This is a genomic window from Phenylobacterium glaciei, from assembly GCF_016772415.1.
Classification (GTDB): Bacteria; Pseudomonadota; Alphaproteobacteria; order Caulobacterales; family Caulobacteraceae; genus Phenylobacterium; species Phenylobacterium glaciei.
This window is the reverse complement of sequence record NZ_JAGSGD010000001.1, coordinates 3,317,332-3,335,511: the sequence shown is the minus strand read 5'-3', so window position 1 is coordinate 3,335,511 and position 18,180 is coordinate 3,317,332. Positions and strand designations below refer to the sequence as shown.

The following is an 18,180-nucleotide window of genomic DNA, read 5'->3' as shown; positions in this document are numbered from 1 at the left end:
GGGATCGTTCCAGCTTGTCCGGGATCGGACCCACCCCATGTAGGGGCCGTACCATGGTACGGGGTCAAGGGATGAAAACGACAACGATTGCGGGGCTGGCGCGCGAAGGCGGGGTGGGGGTCGAAACCGTCCGCTACTACCAGCGGCGCGGCCTGCTGGAGACGCCCGACCGACCGCAGAGCGGCGGACTGGGCGGCGGCGTGCGGCGCTATGGCGAGCAAGACCTGCGCCGGTTGCGGTTCATCCGCTCGGCCCAGGCGGCGGGCTTCACCCTGGAGCAGATCGAAGAGCTCATGGCGCTGGACGCCGGCGAGGATCGCGCCCGGGCCCGCGAACTGGCGACCGAGCGGATCGGGGCCCTGGACGCCAAGATCGCCGAGCTGACCGCCGCGCGGGCCGGGCTGCAGCGGCTGGCCAAGGCCTGTGGCGCCAACGCCGCCGGACCGTGCCCGATCCTGGCGGCCTTCGAGGCCGACCCCTGAACGTCATCCTCGGGACAAGCCCGAGGATGACGATCCTAAAAAATGAAGTCAGGCCTAGCTCATCGGGTTGGCGGGCGGCGAGGGCTCGGGCAGGGGGATGAATTCCTGGTCGTCGGCGTCGGGCAGCTTCATGCGGCCGGCGCGCCAGTCGGCCTTGGCCTGCTCGATGCGGTCCTGGGACGAGGAGACGAAGTTCCACTCGATGAAGCGCGGCCCCACCGGCTCGCCCCCCAGCAGCATGACGATGGCGGGCGTGACGGCGGTGAACAGCACCGGCTCGCCCGGCTTGAAGACGATCATCTGGCCTTCGCGATAGGTGTGGCCCAGCACCTCGACCTCGCCGCGGGCGACGTAGGCCGCGCGCTCGGGATACTCCGCCGGCAGCTGCGCCTTGGCGCCGGCGGCAAGGGCCCAGTGGACATAGAAGATCGGCGAGTGGGTCTTGACCTTGGCTTCGGCCCCGAAGGCCTTGCCGACGATCAGCCGGGCCCACATGCCGTTCTCCTCGTGGGTGGGCAGGTCGGCGACGTTGTGGTGGTAGAAGGCCGGGTCGATCTCCTCCTGGCCGTCGGGCAGGGCGACCCAGGTCTGGATGCCGTCCATCCGGCCGCCGTGGGCGCGCAGGTCCTCGAAGCGCTCGGAGTGGGTGATGCCGCGGCCGGCGGTCATCCAGTTCACCTCGCCGGGGTTCACCACCTGGGTGGCGCCCACGGAGTCGCGATGGGTCATCTGGCCTTCGAACAGGTAGCTGACGGTGGACAGGCCGATGTGCGGGTGCGGGCGGACGTCGACGCTGCGCGGGAAGCCGGCGGTGAAATCGGCCGGGCCCATGTGGTCGAAGAAGATGAAGGGCCCGACCATCCGGTGCGCATGGAACGGCAGGACACGTCCCACCTCGAACCCGCCGAGGTCTTTGCGGCGTTGTTCAATGACGAGGTCGATCATCGGAAGGAAACCCTAGGAGTGGGCGCTCACATACGGACTGACGAGGCCGAGCGGCGCGGCGGTCGTGTTCTTCACCGATCGTATGACGATCCGGCTCTCGATGTTGGAGACCAGGCCGAGCGACAGGATCTTGTCGCGCAGGAAGTCGTCGAAGGCGTGCATGTCGCGGGTGACGACGCGCAGTTCGTAGTCGGCCGAGCCGGTGACCGTGGCGCACTGCACCACCTCGGCCAGCTTGGTGATGGCGGTCTCGAAGTCGTTGAGGTTGTCCTTGGTGGGCAGGCTGAGCTTGACGGTGCAGTAGACCTCAAAGCCCAGGCCCAGCAGCTCGCGGTCCAGGATGGTGACGCGGCGCTGGATGATCCCGGAATCTTCCAGCCGCTTTATGCGGCGCCAGCAGGGGCTGGAGGACAATCCGACCCGCTCTGCGATCTCGGCGACGGACAGTCCGGCGTCATGTTGGATAAGATCCAGAATCTTAGCATCGACGGCGTCGAGGGCCTCAGACAAGTTTTCCTCCCACACTTGGCGCTATTGTGCGTCATTCGTGCCCCGGAACCGCTGTCAGGGGGCACGCCTTTGGCAAGCAATTGCTGCGCACTTATATGATCTTCTAACCTCGTTAGGGAACCCAAAAGGAAAGAAATTGCGATGCGGCACCAGGATGTGACGCTAGACGACAAATTTCTGCTCAGCCAGGGCCGGGTTTTCATCACCGGCGTGCAGGCCTTGCTGCGGGTTCTGATGGATCAGCGGCGCCTGGACCAGGCGGCGGGCCTGAACACGGCGGGTTTCCTTTCGGGTTATCGCGGCTCGCCGCTGGGCGGCCTGGACCAGCAGGCGACGCGGGCGAAGAAACACCTGGAAGCCTGCGAGGTGGTCTTCAAGGAAGGCCTCAACGAGGATCTGGCGGCCACCGCCGTCTGGGGCAGCCAGCAGGCCAACCTGTTCCCCGGCGCCAAGTTCGATGGTGTCTACGGCATGTGGTACGGCAAGGCGCCCGGGGTCGACCGCACCGGTGACGCCTTCAAGCACGCCAACTTCGCCGGGACCTTTCCCAAGGGCGGCGTCCTGGCCGTGGCCGGCGACGACCACACCTGCAAGTCTTCGACCCTGCCGTCGCAGTCGGAGTTCGCCTTCCAGGACTTCGAGATGCCGGTGCTGTCGCCGGCCGATGTGCAGGAGGTGCTGGACTACGGCCTGCTGGGCTATGCGATGTCGCGCTATTCCGGCCTCTGGGTGGGCCTGATCGCGCTCGCCGACACCATGGACTCAGGTGTCACCATCGACGTGGATCTGTCGCGCCACAAGTTCGTCCTGCCCACCAACTTCTCGATGCCGACCGGCGGCCTGGGCATCCGGCTGAAGGACCAGCCGCTGGACAAGGAGCGCCGGCTCCGCACCCAGAAGCTGCCCGCGGCGCTGGCCTTCGCCCGCGCCAACAGGATCGACCGCGTGGTGCTGCCGGCCGCCCGGCCGCGCCTGGGCATCGTCTGTTCGGGCCAGGCCTATAAGGACGTGATCGAGGCCTTCGCGGCCATGCGCATCAGCTTCGAGGAAGCGGCCAGCCTGGGCGTCTCCATCTACAAGGTCGGCATGCCCTGGCCGCTGGAGCCGCAGGGGCTGAAGGCCTTCGCCGCCGGTCTCGAGACCCTGATGGTCATCGAGCACAAGCGCCCGCTGATCGAGACCCAGGCCCGCGCCGCCCTCTACGACCTGCCGGCCCACGCCCGGCCGCGCATCATCGGCAAGACCGACGAGGTGGGCCATCCGCTGCTGTCGCAGCTGGGCTCGCTGTCGGTGGCCGAGGTGGCGCTGGCCATCGCCGACCGCCTGCCGCCGGGTGCGCACATGGACCGCGTGCACGACTATCTGAGCCGGGTGTCGGCCGCCTCCATGGCCGCGGTGACCCTGGCGGCCGAACAGCAGCGCAAGCCGTTCTTCTGCTCGGGCTGTCCGCACAACACCTCGACCCGACTTCCCGAGGGGTCGCGGGCCCTGGCCGGGATCGGCTGCCACTACATGGCCAGCTTCTCCGACCCGCAGACCGACCTGAATAGCCACATGGGCGGCGAGGGCCTGACCTGGGTGGGCTCGGCGCCCTTCACGACGGAGAACCACGTCTTCGCCAACCTCGGCGACGGGACCTACAACCACTCCGGCTCCCTGGCGGTCCGCGCCTCGATCGCCGCCAAGTCCCACATCACCTACAAGCTGCTGTTCAACGACGCTGTCGCCATGACCGGGGGCCAGCAGGCCGAGAGCGGCTTCACGCCGGCCCAGATCACCCGCCAGCTGGCCTCGGAGGGCATCGCCAAGACGGTGATCGTCGCCGACGATCCCAGCCGCTACGACCACGTCACCGACCTGGCGCCGGGCGTGGAGGTTCGGCCGCGGTCGGAGCTGATCGCCGTGCAGAAGATGCTGCGCGACACGCCCGGCACCACCGTCCTGCTCTATGACCAGGTCTGCGCCACCGAGAAGCGGCGGCGCCGCAAGCGCGGGTCGATGGAGACCGCCACCAAGCGGGTGTTCATCAACCCCCTGGTCTGCGAGGGCTGCGGCGACTGCTCCAAGGTGTCCAACTGCGTCTCCGTCGAGCCGCTGAACACCGAGTTCGGCCGCAAGCGGAAGATCAACCAGTCCAGCTGCAACACCGACTATTCCTGCCTCGACGGCTTCTGCCCCTCCTTCGTCACCATCGAGGGCGGCGAGAACGCCCAGGCCAAGGCCCTGCCGGCGCTCACGGCTGACTCCACCCCCCTGCCCAGCTTCGAGCCGCTGGAGGGGGTGAAGAACATCGTCTTCACCGGCATCGGGGGAACCGGCGTCACCACCGTCGCCTCGATCCTGGCCATGGCCGCCCACGTGGACGGCCGCGCCGCCTCGGTGGTGGACATGACGGGGCTGGCCCAGAAGGGCGGGGCGGTGTTCTCCCACGTCCGCATCGGCGAGCTGGAAGACACCGTCGTCGGCGGCCGCGTGCCCGCCGCCTCCGCCCACGTGCTGATCGCCTGCGACATCCTCTCGGCGGCGGGACCCGACGCTTTGTCGCTCTACGCCAAGGACCGCACCGTGGCCTGCGGCAACGAGGACTTCGCGCCCACCGCCGACTTCGTCACCGACCGCGACGTGCGCTTCGACGCGGGCAACATGGCCAAGCGGATCGCGGCGGCCACCAAGAGCTATGACGAGTGCCCGGCCCACCACCTGGCCGAGACCCACTTCGGCGACGCCATCTACGCCAACATGATCATGGTGGGCTTCGCCTGGCAGAAGGGGTTGATCCCGATCTCCAGCCGGGCGGTCTATCGCGCCATCCGTCTGAACGGCGTCCAGGCCGACGCCAATCTGCAGGCCTTCGAACTGGGCCGTCGGGTGGCCTACGACCCCGCCGAGCGCGGCAAGGCCGAGGCCGATGTCCCGACGCCGGAGACCATGCCCCTGGCCGAGCTGATCGCGCACCGCGCCCGCGAGCTGACCGCCTACCAGAACGCCGCCTATGCCAAGCGCTATCTCGACCGTGTGGAAGAGGTGGCCAAGGCCGAGGCCATCTTCGGCTCGGAGGTCCTGACCCGCTCGGTGGCGGTGAACCTCTACAAGCTGATGGCTTACAAGGACGAGTACGAGGTGGCCCGGCTCTATTCCGACGGCCGGTTCGAGGCCGAAAGGAACGGCACGTTCAAGGGCGGCAAGGCCAAGGTCTGGCTCGCCCCGCCGATCATCGCGCCGAAGGACGCCAATGGCCGGCCCAAGAAGATCGCCTTCGGCGGCTGGATGCTGGATTTCGGCTTCCCGATGCTCGCCAAGCTGAAGGGCCTGCGCGGCACGGGGCTCGACCTGTTCGGCTACAGCGAGGAGCGGAAGATGGAGCGCGGCCTGATCGCGCAGTACGAGGCGGGGCTCGACAGGATCCTGGCCGGCGTCAGCGCCGAGAAGATGCCGCTGGCGGTGCAGATCGCCCAGATCCCGCAGCAGATCCGCGGCTATGGCCATATCAAGGACGCTTCGGTCACCACGGCCAAGGCGCAGGAAGCGGCGCTCTGGGGGCAGTGGGGGTAGGCCCAACTTTTTAATCGTCATGGCCGGGCTGGTCCCGGCCACCCATGATCTCCGTGATGCAGCAAGCTTTCCTGGCTTAGCCCGTGCGCTCTAAGGAGAGGCGGAGATCATGGGTCCCCGGGACAAGCCCGGGGATGACGGTGGTTGGGGATTGGTCACGGCCGCGCCGCCGCGCGCTCGGCCAGCAGCGCTCGTTCCAGGCTGGTCTCGCCCGCGGCTCGCGCGGCGGCGATCAGGGTCAGGTCGATGACGTCGCGCTGGGCGTGGCTGCCGCCGAAGCGGTGGGCGTGGTTGCGGACGGCGCGGAGGTCGTCGCTGGCCTGGGTGAAGCGGCCCTGGCCGAAGGCCTGCAGGGCGCGGGCCACCGGCAGGCCGACGGCGGCGGTCATGATGGCGTTGTCGCCCTGGCCCGTGGCGGCGGCCTCCAGGGCGGTCATCAGGTCCCGCGCGGCGGCCTCGCGGCCGGCGCCGACGAAGGCCATCATGGCGTGGACATCGTCGAAGGCCGAGAGGCCGTAGCCGGCCTTGCGCTCATAGGCGTCGGCCAGCTTTGCGAACCGGTCCTGCGTGGCCGCCCCCTCCAGCTTCAGCCGCCAGAGCAGGGCCGCGGCGTCCAGCAGGTCGAAGGCCATGTCGGAGCCATCGCCGGCGATGGGACCATCATAGAGGGCCAGCACCTCGTCGGTCTCCCCCAGCCCCAGGTGGAAGAGCGCCAGGTGCCACCAGTTGTGGACGCCGAACAGGCTGTCGTGCTGCCAGGCGGCGTTCTCGGTGCGCATCCAGGCGACGCCGTCGGCGCGGCGGTCCTGCATCTCGAAGACGTGGGCGACGGCGTGCTGGGCCCAGGCGTTGCGGGGCTGCAGGTCGATGGCCTCGCGGCCGGCGGCCTCGGCGCGGGCGTAGAAGCCGGTTTCCTCCAGGCCGAAGGCGTGCATGCCGAGGACCGCGTGATAGTCGGGCATCTGCGGCGACCAGGCCGGCAGGGCGCGCGCGATGCGGTCGCGCAGCATGCGGTTGTCGCCGAGCATGAAGTCCATCAGCTGGCCGGCCTGCAGCGCCACCCCGTCCAGCGGGTGGGCGATGGAGACGTCCTCCAGGATGCGGCCGGCGGCGGTGAATTGGCCGGCCGCCATCTGCACGGCGGCGGCGACGTGGCCGCGCTCACGCTCTGTGCCGGTCAGGTCGCGGGCGGCGTCGACGGCGGCGCCGCCCATGGCGATCACCTCCGGCGAGGTTCCCACCAACAGCATGTCGGCCTTCAGCACATGGGCCATGACGAAGCCGGGGCTGTCGGCGATGGCCTGCTCCAGCAGGGTCAGGGGCGCGCCATAGAGGCCGTGATAGAGGCTGACCGCCTGGCGATAGTCGGCGGCCGCCTGCGGGCTGGCGCCGGTGAGGGTCAGGCCGGCGGCGTCTGTTTCAGGCATGCGATGGTCCCTTCCCTGGGCGACCGAGCCTATAGCGCTATTTCGGCCTGACCAGGGGATAGAGCGCCGCCGAAACCGCCAGCAGCACCCCGGCGATCAGCGGGGACTTCCAGTCGCCCGAGGTGATGCGGACCACCAGCAGGGCCAGGCAGACAATGGCCCCGGCGATGGGGACGAACAGCGGCACCTCGAAGCCGCCGCGGGGCTCGTCCTTGCGCAGCCGCAGGACCACCAGGGCGGCGTTCACCACCACGAAGATCGACAGCAGCAGCAGGACGGTGGCCGCCGCCAGCTCGGCGCTGTTCCCCGACAGGGTCAGCGCCATCAGCACCACCAGGATCAAGGCGATGGCGATGTGCGGGGTCCGCCGGTCGGGGTGCACCTGGGCAAGGCGTGAGGGCAGGCGGCCGTCGCGGGCCATGCCGTAGAGCAGGCGCGAGGCGGTGACGTAGTTGATCAGGGCCGAGTTGGCGACCGCGACCACCGTGATGACCACGAAGGCCCAGCCGGGGAACCAGGGCGCGGCCTTGGCCATGACCTCGGCCAGGGGCGCACTGGCCTCGGCCAGGTCCTGCCAGGGGATGACCGACACCGCCGTGATCGCGACCCCGACATAGAGGACGCAGGCGAGCAGCATGCCGATGACCAGTCCCAGCGGTAGGGTGCGGCGGGGGTTCTTCACCTCCTCGCCGACGTTGAGCGTGTCCTCGAAGCCGGCGAAGGAGAAGAAGGTCAGCACCGCGCCCTGAACCAGCAGCAGGGGCGGTACGGCCAGCAGTCCGCCGCCGCTGGGATTGGCCGGGGTCTGGAACAGGTCCACCGAACCCCAGTATTTCGCGCCGACGAAGATGATCAGAGCCAGGCCGCCGGCCTCGACGATGCTGCACGCCACGTTAGCCCACATGCTCTCGCGGATGCCGCGATAGACGATGCCGGCCATCAGCACGAGATAGGCCAGGGTCAGGACCGTCACCGGCACGCCCGACAGGAAGGGGACGCGCTGCAGGTTGGCCCCGATCACCCAGGAGCCGGCGGCGATGGAGCCGAGGCCCGAACAGGCCACCGCCAGGCCCAGGACGTGGGTCAGCAGGCCGTTGTCGAAGGCCCGGTGGGTGATGAAGGCCGCCCCGGCCGCCCGGGGATAGCGCGAGCCGAGGGCCGCGTAGGACAGGCCCGTCAGCAGGGCCGCCACCGCCGCCACCAGGAAGCCCAGCCAGACCGCCGACCCCAGCTCGCCCGCCGCCTTGCCCACCAGGCCGTAGATGCCGGCCCCCAGCATGGAGCCCGAGGCGTAGAAAACCATCTGGGCCAGACCGATGGTCCGGCGCAGTTCCGGCTCGCCGGTGGGGGCGTGGGGATCGGCGGGGGCGTCGGTCAGGGTCGTGATCTCCACTCAGCCGGCGACCTTGGGGCGGCGGCGCGGGTTGGGCAAGGTGGGGATGGACGACGGCGTGGCCGTCAGGCCGTATGCCTCGCCAGGGTCAACCACCGTGTCGCGTTGATCTAGTCATATAAATGCGACAGGGCTGCGCTTGGCCTGACGCGCCTCATCGGCTACCCACAAATCCATGGCGGATTTCGATTTCGATGCGGTGGTGGTGGGCGCGGGCGCTGTGGGCCTGGCCTGTGGATATGCGCTCACCAAGCGCGGCCTGGTGGTGGCGGTGCTGGAGAGCGGCCCGATCATCGGCGAGGGGGTCTCGGCGCGCAATTCCGAGGTGGTCCACGGTGGCCTCTACTATGCCACCGGCTCCCTGAAGGCGCGGCTGTGCGTGCAGGGCCGGCGCGCCCTCTACGCCTTCTGCGACAGCCACAAGGTCGCCTATGACCGCTGCGGCAAGTTCGTGGTGGCCACCACGCTCGACGAGGTCGCGCGGCTGGATGGCATTCTGGAACAGGCCCAGGCCAATGATGTGGAGGGCATGGCCCACATGTCCAAGGCGCAAGTCCTGGCCCTCGAACCCGAGCTCAAATCCGAGGGCGCCCTGGTCTCGCCGGAGAGCGGGGTGTTCGACAGCCATGGCTATATGCTGGCCCTGCAGGGCGAGATCGAGGCCGGCGGCGGGGCGGTGGTGACCTCCACCCCCTTCGAGGGCGCGAGCCCGATCGCCGGCGGCGGCTGGTCGGTGCGGGCCGGCGGGACGGAGCCGACGACGCTCACCTGCCGCATGCTGGTGACCGCGCCGGGGCTGTCAGCCCAGGCCGTGGCCAACGAAATCGATGGCTTCCCGAAGGCGGAAATCCCCGAGGGCCACTACGGCAAGGGGGTCTATTTCCGGCTGACCGGCAAGGCGCCCTTCGCGCGGCTGATCTATCCGCCGCCGATCCCAGGGGCGCTGGGCACCCACTATCGCCGTGACCTGGGGGGCCAGGCGGTGTTCGGTCCCGACCTCCAGTTCGTAGACACCCTGGACTACAGCGTCGATCCGGCCCGCGCGGTGGAGTTCTACGCCTATATCCGCAAGTTCTGGCCGGGCCTGCCGGACGGGGCGTTGGCGCCCGACTACGCCGGAATCCGACCCAAGCTGCATGGTCCCGGCGAGCCGCAGCCGGACTTCCGCATCGACGGGCCGGAAAAGCACGGCCTGGCCGACCTCGTCACCCTGTTCGGCATCGAAAGCCCGGGCCTCACCAGCTCGCTGGCGATCGGTGAAGAGGTGGTCTCGCGGCTGGGCCTCTAACACCGCGCTCCAAGCTTCCCATATGGGGCACATGATCCCGCTTTCAGTCCTCGATCTCTCGCCGATCCTGCAAGGGAGCGACGTCGGCCAGTCGCTGCGCAATACACTCGATCTCGCCCGCCACGCCGAGGCGTTGGGCTACAACCGCTACTGGCTGGCCGAGCACCACAATATGCGCGGCGTGGCCAGCGCGGCGACCTCGGTGGTGATCGCCCACGTGGCGGCGGGGACCAAGACCATCCGGGTCGGCGCCGGCGGTGTCATGCTGCCCAACCACGCGCCCCTGGTGATCGCCGAGCAGTTCGGGACCCTGGCGGCCCTGCACCCCGGCCGCATCGATCTCGGCGTCGGCCGCGCGCCGGGTTCCGACCAACTGACCGCACGCGCCCTGCGCCGAACCCTGACCGGCGACGTCGACCAGTTCCCGCAGGATGTCATGGAGCTGCTGCACTATTTCGAGCCCGCCGCCCCCAACCAGGCGATCCGGGCGGTCCCCGGCGAGGGGACCCGGGTGCCCGTCTGGATCCTGGGGTCGAGCCTGTTCGGGGCGCAGCTGGCCGGAGCTCTGGGCCTGCCCTTCGCCTTCGCCAGCCACTTCGCGCCGGCCCAGATGATGCAGGCCATCGCGATCTATCGGTCGCAGTTCCGGCCGTCGGCGTACAGCGACGCGCCGCATGTGATGCTGGGCCTGAACATCGTGGCCGCGCCCACCGACGAGGCGGCGCAGTTCCTGTTCACCTCGCTGCAGCAGGCCTTCGTCAACCTGCGCACCGGCCAGCCCGGACCCTTGCCGCCGCCGGTGGAAGGCTATGGCGAGCGCCTCGATCCCATGGCCCAGGCGGGGCTGAGCTCGGCCCTGTCCCAGGCGATCATCGGCTCCCCGGAGACCGTGCGGGCGGGCCTGGCCGAGTTCGTGGCGCGGACCGGCGCCGACGAGCTGATGATCACCTCACAGATTTTCGACCACACCGCCCGCCTGCGCTCCTTCCGGATTGCGGCGGAAGCGCGGGATGAGCTGGCACAGGTGGCGGCTTAGCCACTCTCAACCGCTCCCAATAACAACCGTCATCCCCGGGCTTGTCCCGGGGACCCATGATCTCCGCCTGTCCGCAGATCGTGCGGCGCAGGCCACGGCAGCTTGCTGAACGTCGGAGATCATGGGTGGCCGGGACAAGCCCGGCCATGACGATCAAAGGGGAGACTAGGACTTCGGGACCAGCTTCAGGATGCGGCCCTCGGCGCTGTCGGTGGCGAGGTAGAGGGCGCCGTCGGGGCCGACGACGACGTCGCGGATGCGTTCCTTCAGGTCGGCGAGCAGACGTTCCTCGCCCACCACCTTGTCGCCGGCCAGCGTCAGGCGGGTGACCGAGGTGCTGGCCAGGCCGCCGATGAACAGGCTGCCCTTCCACTTGGGGAACAGGGCTGCGTTGTAGAAGGCCATGCCCGAGGGCGCGATGACCGGGTCCCAGTAATAGACGGGCTGCTCCAGGCCGTCCTTGGCCGAGATGCCGGCGCCGATGGGGCCGCCCTGGTATTCGATGCCGTAGGTGATGGTGGGCCAGCCATAGTCCTTGCCGGCGACGGGGATGTTCACCTCATCGCCGCCACGGGCGCCGTGCTCGACGGTCCAGAGCTTGCCGGTGGCGGGGTTGAGCGCCGCGCCCTGGACGTTGCGGTGGCCGATGGACCAGATCTCGGGCCGGGCGCCGGACGTCTTCACGAAGGGATTGTCCTTGGGGACGCTGCCGTCGGAATTGAGCCGCACCACCTTGCCCAGCAGACCGTCCAGCCGCTCTGCCTGGACCCGGCCCGGCAGGATGGAGCGTTCGCCGAGCGTAATGAACAGCTTGCCGTCCGGCGCGAAGACCAGCCGGCCGCCATAGTGCAGGGTGGATTCCAGGGACGGGGCCTGGTGGAAGATCACCGTGGCGTTCTCGACCTTGCCCTGGCCGTCAGCGCCGATGACCAGCTTGCCGCGGGCCACGGCGGTGTTGGTCATCTTGCCCTCGGGGTTCTCGGCATAGCTCCAGTAGATCAGGCCGTTCTGGGCGTAGGCCGGGTCGATAGCCAGGCCCAGCAGGCCGCCCTGGCCCTTGGCGTAGACGGCGGGCAGACCGGTCACCGGCTCGCTCAGGGCGCCATCGGCGCCGACGATGCGCAGGCGTCCCGGCCGCTCGGTCACCAGCATCTTCCCGTCGGGCAGGAAGGCGATGGCCCAGGGGTTGGCCAGGCCCTCGGCGACGGTCTTCACCTCGAACTCGACGCCGGCCTTGGTCTCCGGGGCGCGGGTCTGGTTGGGGAAGGCCGGGGTCAGGTTGGGGGCGTTGGGCGCCCGGGTCTCGACCGGGGCGGCCTGGGAGGGCCCGCAGGCCGAGACGAGGGCCGCGACGGCGGCGGTGAAGAGAAGGCGGCGCATGTAGATCTCCTTGAAATCAATAATCAAATGGTCCCGGCCACCTGGGCCAGGGCGTCGCCCGGGGCCGCGCCCTCCAGATGGATCAGCGACCAGACGGCGTAGAACAGCAGCGGCCAGCGCTCAGCGCCGCCCGTTTCGAAGGTAGACCGCACCGCTTCGGGTGTCCGCAGCCGACGTACGGCCTCGACCTTGCCGATCGCCTCGCCGAGGTCGGCGGCGCGAGGCGCGATCCAGGCGTCGACGGGGACGGTGAAGCCCTGCTTGCGGGCCCAGGGATCGGCGGCGGGGCAGACCCGCTCCAGCCACTTGCGCAGCAGCCACTTGCCATAGCGGCCCCGAACCTTGAACCGGTCGGGCAGGGGGAAGGCGAAGTCGGCGACGCGGGGGTCGAGGAAGGGCGTGCGCCCCTCCAGCCCGTGGGCCATCAGGCAGCGGTCCAGCTTCAGCAGCAGATCGTTCGGCAGCCAGGTGGCGATGTCGGCCCACTGGGCCTGCTGCAGGCGCGTGAGGCCGGCGGGGGGCTTGGCCTGGGCGCGCCAGCGGGCCAGGGCGTCGGCGTCGTCGGGGCGGGGCTCGGCGGGGCGGCCCCCCAGCCAGGCCGGCCGCAGGGCCTTGCGATAGCGGCCATAGCCGCCGAACAGCTCGTCGCCGCCCTCGCCGGTGAGCACGACGGTGAGCGTCCCCTTGGCGGCCTCGGCTAGCTTGTAGGTGGGCAGGGTGGCGTAGTCGGCGGTGGGGTCGTCCAGGGCACAGGCGACCTGCGGCAAAATCCGCCAGAAGTCGGCCTCGTCGAACCGCGTCTCGCGCCAGTCGAGGTTCAGGGCCTTCGCGACCCGCTCAGCCTGGGCGCGCTCGTCCCTGGCGCCGGGGGCGTCGAAGCCGCAAGTGAAGGCGGTCACCGGCCGCGCGTTGAGTCGCGACATCAGGGTTGCGATGGCGGCGCTGTCGACGCCCCCGGAGAGGAACAGGCCGTAGGGGACATCCGACCGCTGATGGACCCGGACGCTGTCTTCCAGCACGGCGTCGAGCTGGTCGATCAGCGCCACCTCCTCGACGGCCTTGCGGGCCGGCGGCGCAGAAAGGAAAGAGCGCTTGGTCGGAGCTTGCAGCTTGCCGTCGATGACCTCGACGATTTCGCCGGGGGCAAGGCGCTTCAGGCCCTTGAAGATGGTGTCGCCGGTCAGGGTGTAGTTGAAGGCCAGCAGTTCGCGGGCGTGGTCCTCGCTGAGGTCCGGCGCCAACAGGCTGGCGAAGGCGCGGGGTTCGGAGGCGAAATAGGCCGCGCCGTCCTGCTCCAGCACATAGAGCGGCTTGATGCCGAAGGGGTCGCGCACCAGCCAGGTGCGGCCGTCGCCGCCGATCAGGCAGAAGGCGTACATGCCCCGCAGCCGCTGGAAGGCGGCCGGCCCTTCCTGGGCGTAGAGGTGCAGCAGGGGCTCGAAATCCGAGCCGGTGGAGAGCTGATCCGCCAGCCCGAACTGCGCGGTCAGTTCGAGATAGTTGTAGATCTCGCCATTGCCGATCACCGTGCCGCCGGCCGCGTGCAGGGGCTGCCAGCCGCCCTCCAGGTCGATGATCGACAGGCGGGCGTGGGCCACTGAGCCGCCCCGCACCTGCTCGGTTCGCACGCCGTTGGGGCCGCGATGGGTCAGGGTCTCGATCATGGGGCGAGCAGACGCCGTCCCGTGCAGCACGCCGGCGATGCCGCACATCAGGCGGCTCCGTAGTCGGAAAACAGCGACCGCCACTGGGCGACGACGGCGGCCTCGGAGAACTCCGCCTCCACCCGGTCCGAGCCGTTCTGCACCAGACGGATGCGCAGCATGGGGTCGGCCAGCAGGCGGCGTGTGGCTTCGGCCAGAGCGTCGGCCTCGTCGACGGGGACCAGCAGACCGTCCTCGCCGTCGGCGATCAGGGCGGCGGGGCCCTGGGAGGCTGCGGCCACGACCGGCAGGCCGTGGGCCCAGGCCTGGATCACCACATTGCCCAGGGGCTCGTAGCGCGAGGGGAAGACGCAGACATCGGCGGCCCGGTAGAGCGCCGAGGCGTCGGTGCGCCAGCCGAGGAAGCGCACCCGGTCGGCGACGCCCAGGGCCGCGGCCATAGCCTTCAGCTTGGCCTCCTGCGGGCCGACGCCGGCGATCCACAGGACGGCGTCGGGGATCTGGGTCAGGGCCTGCAGGGTGACGTCGTGGGCCTTGGCGTCGTGCAGCCGGCCCATGGAGAGCAGCAGGGGCGCGTCGGCCGGGGTGTTCAGGGCCGCCCGTTCGGCCGGCGCCGTCTCGGGGGGCGCGGCGGCGAAGTTGGGGATGTGGCGGACCTTGCCCGCCGGCCAGCCCTGGCCGACGATCCACTCGGCGATGTCCTCGGTATTGGCCACCAGCTCGTCGAAGCCGCGATAGTATTTGAGGTTGTAGTAGCCCCCCAGCCGGCCGATCCGCACGGGGCCCGCAGGCGTGTGCCGCGCGGCGCGGTTCATCCAGGCCAGGGCCAGCTTCACATCGTGTTTGCGCGCGAAGCCGGCCACCTTGCGCTTGGTGAGGAAATCGATCGGGCCGCCGAACCGGAAGGTCCCGACTGGCACCCCGGCGGCGGCGAGCGCCGTCTGCCGATTCGCATTGGGACGGATGGCGGCGGCCTGGCCGACGCCCGCGCGGGCCAGCGCCGACACGAGGTCGACGAAGTACGTCTCCGCGCCGCCTTCGCCAGCCGTTCCAAGGAGGTGGAGCACGCTCATATGAGCCGCAACTCTAACCGGGCTTTGCGCCGCACCCAAGCCGCTTGAAGCGGCGAACATCCCACCCTATAACCCGCGCCTCCGCGGGTGGCTCATGGCTGGGTAGCTCAGTTGGTTAGAGCGGTGGATTCATAACCCACAGGTCGGCGGTTCGAGCCCGCCTCCAGCTACCACCCGCGGATATTTCCCCCCACACGCCTGCCCCGAACGGCCGTCGAACGTCGTTCTTTCTCGTGGCGAAGCTTGGCTTGGCGTGTAATCCTGGGTTGAGGAATTCGCAACCGCATCTCCAGGAGAATGTCATGACCGACCGACGCGTACACATCGTCGCCTATGAAACCTCCGGCCAAGCGACGGAGATGGTGGTGGGCGCCACCGACTACACCCGCGACGACGGCCAGATGCCGGTCCTGCGGCCCAAGAACCACCGCGCCGGCACCATTTTCGTGATGGAGGATGCGCACGATGACGGCGCTTTCTACTTCCGCCACGAGGCCAGCGGGAAGTACCTGGCCCACTGGGGATCGATGCAGCTGGCGCTGACGCGGAGGGGCCCCGACGCCCGCGAGAACATCGTGCTCCAGCACAAGATGGACGGGCTGGATCCCTCCCCCTGGGTGGCGATCAACAACTACAACCATGACCGAGTGATCGATATCGACCACGGGGTCATGGAGGATGGTCGCCGACTGCTGTCCTTCCCCTGGAATGGCGGCACGAACCAGTGGTGGCGGCTCGAGGACGCCTGAGGCGTCTATGGCCGAACTCAGTCTCGCCTGAGGTGCAGGGCGTCGCCCTGCGGCGCGGCTGTGCTATGGCATGAACATGCGCTTCCAAGCCTCGCTTTCCGTCCTGGCCTTGCTCGCCCTGACCGCCTGTGGACGCGCCGCGCCCGCGGGTCCCCAGGCGCAGCCCGCCGCGCCGTCGCGGTGGTCGACCATCGTGACCGGGGCCGGGATGGCGCTGAGCTACGCGCCGGAGACGGCGAGCGCCCAGACTCCGCCGATCCGCCTGAGCTGCGCCCGCGACCCGGCGATCTTCCAGGTGGCGGTGGAGAAGATCATCCCGATCTCCAGCGAGGACCGGCTGTCAGTGGGCTTCGACGGCGCGCCCTTCGCCTTGGCCGTGACGCCCGAATCGCTGACGACGCCTGAGGGCCTCGAGGCGGCCGGACCGATCACCCAGGACCTGCTGGTGATGCTGCAGACCGCCCGGGTGATCCAGGGATCCTACGGCGCCACGCGGTTCGGGCCCTATGACGCCCCGCCGGCGGCCATGCTGGCGCGCTTTGCTCAGGGCTGCCGGGCGGCGGGCGTCAGCCTGTAAAGATCCTGCAGCTGGCCGTCGTCCTCGTACTGACCATCCGGAAGGAAGCCGAGCTTGGTGAGCACGCCCTTCGAGCCGGTGTTCTGCGGATGGGTCCAGGCCGCCAGGCCTGACAGGCCCACGGTCTCCAGGCCGTACGCCACCAGCCGCCGCCCGGCCTCGGTGGCGATTCCATCGCCCCAGGCAGATCGCTTCAGGCGGTAGCCGAGCTGGATTTCGTCGGTCCCCTCCAGAGGGACGAGCAGCCCCCAACCCAGCATCTCCCCGGGCGCGGTCTTTCGGAAAATCGCCCAATAGCCGAGGCCGGGCGGCCAGGCGCGGGTGAACTGCCGGGTCAGGTGGGCCCGCTGCTGCGCCGCCGGCCAGACCGGTCCCAGATAGCGCATCACCTCGGGGTCGGTGTTGATGGCGACGCAGGCCTCCAGGTGCTCGGGGCCGCGCGGCCGCAGGATCAGCCGCTCGGTTTCGAAGACGCTCATCAGGCAGCGAAGATCCAGCCGCCGTCCAGGCTGGCCATCGACACCCCCACCAGGATCATCTTGCCGCCGCCCACCATGTCGATGACCGTGTCGGCGCCCACCTGGCTGGCGGTGGCGACGGTCCCGATATCAAGCTGCACGCGGTCGCCCTGGGCGCGGTTGAAGTCTGTGACCCGGTCGATTCCCGTGCCGCCCCAGGTGCGGAAGGTGTCGGCGCCCGAGCCGCCGCTGAGGGTGTCGTCGCCCAGGTCGCCGGACATCCAGTCATCGCCCGCGCCGCCCGACAGGCTGTCGTCGCCCTGGCCGCCCCGCACCCAGTCGACGCCGTCGCCGCCCTCCTGGGTGTCGTTCCCGAGGTTGCCGTAGACCAGGTCGTCGCCGGCGTCGCCAAACAGCAGGTCGTTGCCCTGGCCGCCCACCACCCAGTCGGGGCCATTGCCGCCGCGCACCGTGTCATTGCCCTGGTTGCCATGGGTGTCGTCGAAGCCGTCGCCGCCGACGATGCTGTCGTCCCCCAGGAAGCCGCGCAGGAAGTCGTTCCCGGCCCCGCCGTTCAGGTAGTTGCCGGCGTCATTGCCCAGGATGGTGTCGCTGGCCGAGCCGCCCAGGACGTTCTCGATCACCGTGCCGTAGGCGATGCCCAGGTTGTTGGACCAGGTGTAGGTTTCAGGGGCGACGATAAAGGTCGTGATGCCATTGTTTTCGCTGGTGTAGAGGCTGTTCCAGTAGTCGGCCTGGGCCTGGGCGGAATAGTAGGCGATTGAGGAATAGGCCCCGGGCGTGAGGTCGATGATTGACGAGCGTGTATGGCTGGACAGGTCGAAGGTGTCATTGCCGCCGGCGTCATATATCGCCTGCATGATCGGCGTAGCCTGCGACCAGGTGTAGGTCGTGTTTCCCGCCGCCGTATTGGGGTCGGCGCCATAGCGCGCCTGGGCGGCAGCGATATCGAAGACCATGGGGGTGGTCGGTCCTACCGCCCGGCCAACCAGGACAAAGCCGCCGTCTTTCTGCTCGACGGTGACATAATAGGCGTCCTGATAGAGCTTGTAGGACATCACGCTGTAGCGGTTGTTGTCATAGGCTGTGGGGAGGGTCGCGCCCTCCTCGAAGGGGTGTTTGAGGCCCAGGCTGTGGCCGAGCTCGTGCAGGATCGTAGCGTAAGCGAAGCTCCGGTCGGCGAAGGCTTCGGTCTTCAGGGAGTCGTCGAGCCAGACGTCCCCCTCCCAGGGCGAGGGCAAATAGCCCGGGGTCGGCGGGTAGTAGGCGTAGGCCGCCGACTTCGGGGCGAAGTCCTCGACATTCGTGAAGGCGATGCGAATCTGGCCGGTATTGGCCAGGTCATCGGTCTCCACGAAGGTGAGCGCGGTGATCTTGTCCCAGGCGTCCAAAGCCAGGCGGAAGCGGGCGTCCTGGGCGTCGGTCGGGGTCGAGTAGGCCGCATTGGCCGGCTCGTCCGTGGCGGTGTAGGAAGGCCAGGTGCTGCCGGCCCGCGGGAAACTGTAGGTGACGGTTCCCCCCGTCCAGCCGCTGCCATCCGCGTCGAGCAGGGCCGCCGTAATTTGCGTGATTGTCGGCGCCGTCATCTTCCGCCCCCCACAGGCCGACGCCGGTACGCGTCACTG

General features: G+C 69.3%; 15 protein-coding genes and 1 tRNA gene. 7 read left to right on the top strand and 9 right to left on the bottom strand.

The genetic code is table 11. The features are described from left to right. The first annotated feature begins 71 nt into the window (after nucleotides 1–71). The gene (locus tag JKL49_RS16380) at nucleotides 72–482 is read left to right on the top strand and encodes a MerR family transcriptional regulator (RefSeq protein WP_249778101.1); all 411 of its coding nucleotides are present in this window, start codon (nucleotides 72–74) and stop codon (nucleotides 480–482) included. Nucleotides 483–536: 54 nt separating this feature from the next. Here JKL49_RS16380 and JKL49_RS16375 read toward each other — a convergent pair whose 3' ends face one another. Next, a complete protein-coding gene (locus JKL49_RS16375; protein ID WP_215341738.1) occupies nucleotides 537–1,427 on the bottom strand; it encodes a pirin family protein in 891 nt (296 codons plus the stop codon). Nucleotides 1,428–1,439: 12 nt separating this feature from the next. Then, nucleotides 1,440–1,937, bottom strand: coding sequence for an Lrp/AsnC family transcriptional regulator (locus tag JKL49_RS16370; RefSeq protein WP_215341736.1), 498 nt, complete (start codon nucleotides 1,935–1,937; stop codon nucleotides 1,440–1,442). A gap of 141 nt (nucleotides 1,938–2,078) precedes the next feature. Between JKL49_RS16370 and JKL49_RS16365 the strand changes: the two genes are divergently transcribed. Beyond that, entirely contained in the window at nucleotides 2,079–5,489 is a 3,411-nt protein-coding gene (locus JKL49_RS16365; RefSeq protein WP_215341734.1) for an indolepyruvate ferredoxin oxidoreductase family protein, read from the top strand. A 155-nt stretch (nucleotides 5,490–5,644) separates the two neighbouring features. Here JKL49_RS16365 and JKL49_RS16360 read toward each other — a convergent pair whose 3' ends face one another. Both JKL49_RS16360 and JKL49_RS16355 read right to left on the bottom strand, forming a co-directional pair. After that, nucleotides 5,645–6,916 carry a tetratricopeptide repeat protein gene (locus JKL49_RS16360; protein ID WP_215341732.1) on the bottom strand — a complete coding sequence of 424 codons (1,272 nt, stop codon included), beginning with the start codon at nucleotides 6,914–6,916 and terminating at the stop codon, nucleotides 5,645–5,647. A 37-nt stretch (nucleotides 6,917–6,953) separates the two neighbouring features. Then, entirely contained in the window at nucleotides 6,954–8,309 is a 1,356-nt protein-coding gene (locus JKL49_RS16355) for an APC family permease (RefSeq protein ID WP_215341731.1), read from the bottom strand. Nucleotides 8,310–8,484: 175 nt separating this feature from the next. On the opposite strand from JKL49_RS16355, the gene JKL49_RS16350 reads away from it, so the two are divergent. Beyond that, nucleotides 8,485–9,597, top strand: coding sequence for an NAD(P)/FAD-dependent oxidoreductase (locus tag JKL49_RS16350; protein ID WP_215341729.1), 1,113 nt, complete (start codon nucleotides 8,485–8,487; stop codon nucleotides 9,595–9,597). A gap of 31 nt (nucleotides 9,598–9,628) precedes the next feature. Further along, nucleotides 9,629–10,633 (top strand): LLM class flavin-dependent oxidoreductase, encoded by a 1,005-nt coding sequence (locus JKL49_RS16345; protein WP_215341727.1) that lies wholly within the window; start codon nucleotides 9,629–9,631, stop codon nucleotides 10,631–10,633. A 165-nt stretch (nucleotides 10,634–10,798) separates the two neighbouring features. Here the strand turns inward: JKL49_RS16345 and JKL49_RS16340 are convergent, their stop codons facing one another. Genes JKL49_RS16340 through JKL49_RS16330 form a run of 3 tightly spaced genes read right to left on the bottom strand, consistent with a single transcriptional unit; the run spans nucleotide 10,799 to nucleotide 14,750 of the window. Further along, nucleotides 10,799–12,013: a PQQ-dependent sugar dehydrogenase gene (locus JKL49_RS16340; protein ID WP_215341725.1), complete on the bottom strand. Its 1,215-nt coding sequence runs from the start codon at nucleotides 12,011–12,013 to the stop codon at nucleotides 10,799–10,801. 23 nt (nucleotides 12,014–12,036) lie between these two features. Next, a complete protein-coding gene (gene asnB, locus JKL49_RS16335) occupies nucleotides 12,037–13,725 on the bottom strand; it encodes an asparagine synthase (glutamine-hydrolyzing) (protein WP_215341723.1) in 1,689 nt (562 codons plus the stop codon). Continuing rightward, nucleotides 13,725–14,750 carry a glycosyltransferase gene (locus JKL49_RS16330; protein WP_215341721.1) on the bottom strand — a complete coding sequence of 342 codons (1,026 nt, stop codon included), beginning with the start codon at nucleotides 14,748–14,750 and terminating at the stop codon, nucleotides 13,725–13,727. Before JKL49_RS16330 ends, asnB begins: the two co-directional genes overlap by 1 nt. Nucleotides 14,751–14,846: 96 nt before the next feature. Between JKL49_RS16330 and JKL49_RS16325 the strand changes: the two genes are divergently transcribed. From JKL49_RS16325 to JKL49_RS16315, 3 genes are all read left to right on the top strand, one after another. Continuing rightward, nucleotides 14,847–14,923, top strand: a tRNA-Met gene (locus tag JKL49_RS16325). Nucleotides 14,924–15,052: 129 nt separating this feature from the next. Then, nucleotides 15,053–15,499, top strand: a complete 447-nt coding sequence (locus JKL49_RS16320) for an RICIN domain-containing protein (RefSeq protein WP_215341719.1) — start codon at nucleotides 15,053–15,055, stop codon at nucleotides 15,497–15,499. Between the two features lie 76 nt (nucleotides 15,500–15,575). Continuing rightward, a complete protein-coding gene (locus JKL49_RS16315) occupies nucleotides 15,576–16,076 on the top strand; it encodes a hypothetical protein (protein ID WP_215341717.1) in 501 nt (166 codons plus the stop codon). On the opposite strand, the gene JKL49_RS16310 is transcribed toward JKL49_RS16315, so the two are convergent. After that, the gene (locus tag JKL49_RS16310) at nucleotides 16,043–16,555 is read right to left on the bottom strand and encodes a GNAT family N-acetyltransferase (RefSeq protein WP_215341715.1); all 513 of its coding nucleotides are present in this window, start codon (nucleotides 16,553–16,555) and stop codon (nucleotides 16,043–16,045) included. The genes JKL49_RS16315 and JKL49_RS16310 overlap by 34 nt on opposite strands. Next, nucleotides 16,555–18,141: a matrixin family metalloprotease gene (locus JKL49_RS16305; protein WP_215341713.1), complete on the bottom strand. Its 1,587-nt coding sequence runs from the start codon at nucleotides 18,139–18,141 to the stop codon at nucleotides 16,555–16,557. The genes JKL49_RS16310 and JKL49_RS16305 overlap by 1 nt, the downstream gene beginning before the upstream one ends. Nucleotides 18,142–18,180 lie beyond the last annotated feature (39 nt).

What these genes read in the sequence shown, in the direction of transcription:
- JKL49_RS16330 (WP_215341721.1), bottom strand. Translation starts at nt 14,750, where the DNA reads ATGAGCGTGCTCCACCTCCTTGGAACGGCTGGCGAAGGCGGCGCGGAG.
- JKL49_RS16320 (WP_215341719.1), top strand. Translation starts at nt 15,053, where the DNA reads ATGACCGACCGACGCGTACACATCGTCGCCTATGAAACCTCCGGCCAA.
- JKL49_RS16315 (WP_215341717.1), top strand. Translation starts at nt 15,576, where the DNA reads ATGCGCTTCCAAGCCTCGCTTTCCGTCCTGGCCTTGCTCGCCCTGACC.
- JKL49_RS16305 (WP_215341713.1), bottom strand. Translation starts at nt 18,141, where the DNA reads ATGACGGCGCCGACAATCACGCAAATTACGGCGGCCCTGCTCGACGCG.
- JKL49_RS16375 (WP_215341738.1), bottom strand. Translation starts at nt 1,427, where the DNA reads ATGATCGACCTCGTCATTGAACAACGCCGCAAAGACCTCGGCGGGTTC.
- JKL49_RS16310 (WP_215341715.1), bottom strand. Translation starts at nt 16,555, where the DNA reads ATGAGCGTCTTCGAAACCGAGCGGCTGATCCTGCGGCCGCGCGGCCCC.
- JKL49_RS16340 (WP_215341725.1), bottom strand. Translation starts at nt 12,013, where the DNA reads ATGCGCCGCCTTCTCTTCACCGCCGCCGTCGCGGCCCTCGTCTCGGCC.
- JKL49_RS16380 (WP_249778101.1), top strand. Translation starts at nt 72, where the DNA reads ATGAAAACGACAACGATTGCGGGGCTGGCGCGCGAAGGCGGGGTGGGG.
- JKL49_RS16345 (WP_215341727.1), top strand. Translation starts at nt 9,629, where the DNA reads ATGATCCCGCTTTCAGTCCTCGATCTCTCGCCGATCCTGCAAGGGAGC.
- JKL49_RS16350 (WP_215341729.1), top strand. Translation starts at nt 8,485, where the DNA reads ATGGCGGATTTCGATTTCGATGCGGTGGTGGTGGGCGCGGGCGCTGTG.
- asnB (WP_215341723.1), bottom strand. Translation starts at nt 13,725, where the DNA reads ATGTGCGGCATCGCCGGCGTGCTGCACGGGACGGCGTCTGCTCGCCCC.
- JKL49_RS16360 (WP_215341732.1), bottom strand. Translation starts at nt 6,916, where the DNA reads ATGCCTGAAACAGACGCCGCCGGCCTGACCCTCACCGGCGCCAGCCCG.
- JKL49_RS16365 (WP_215341734.1), top strand. Translation starts at nt 2,079, where the DNA reads ATGCGGCACCAGGATGTGACGCTAGACGACAAATTTCTGCTCAGCCAG.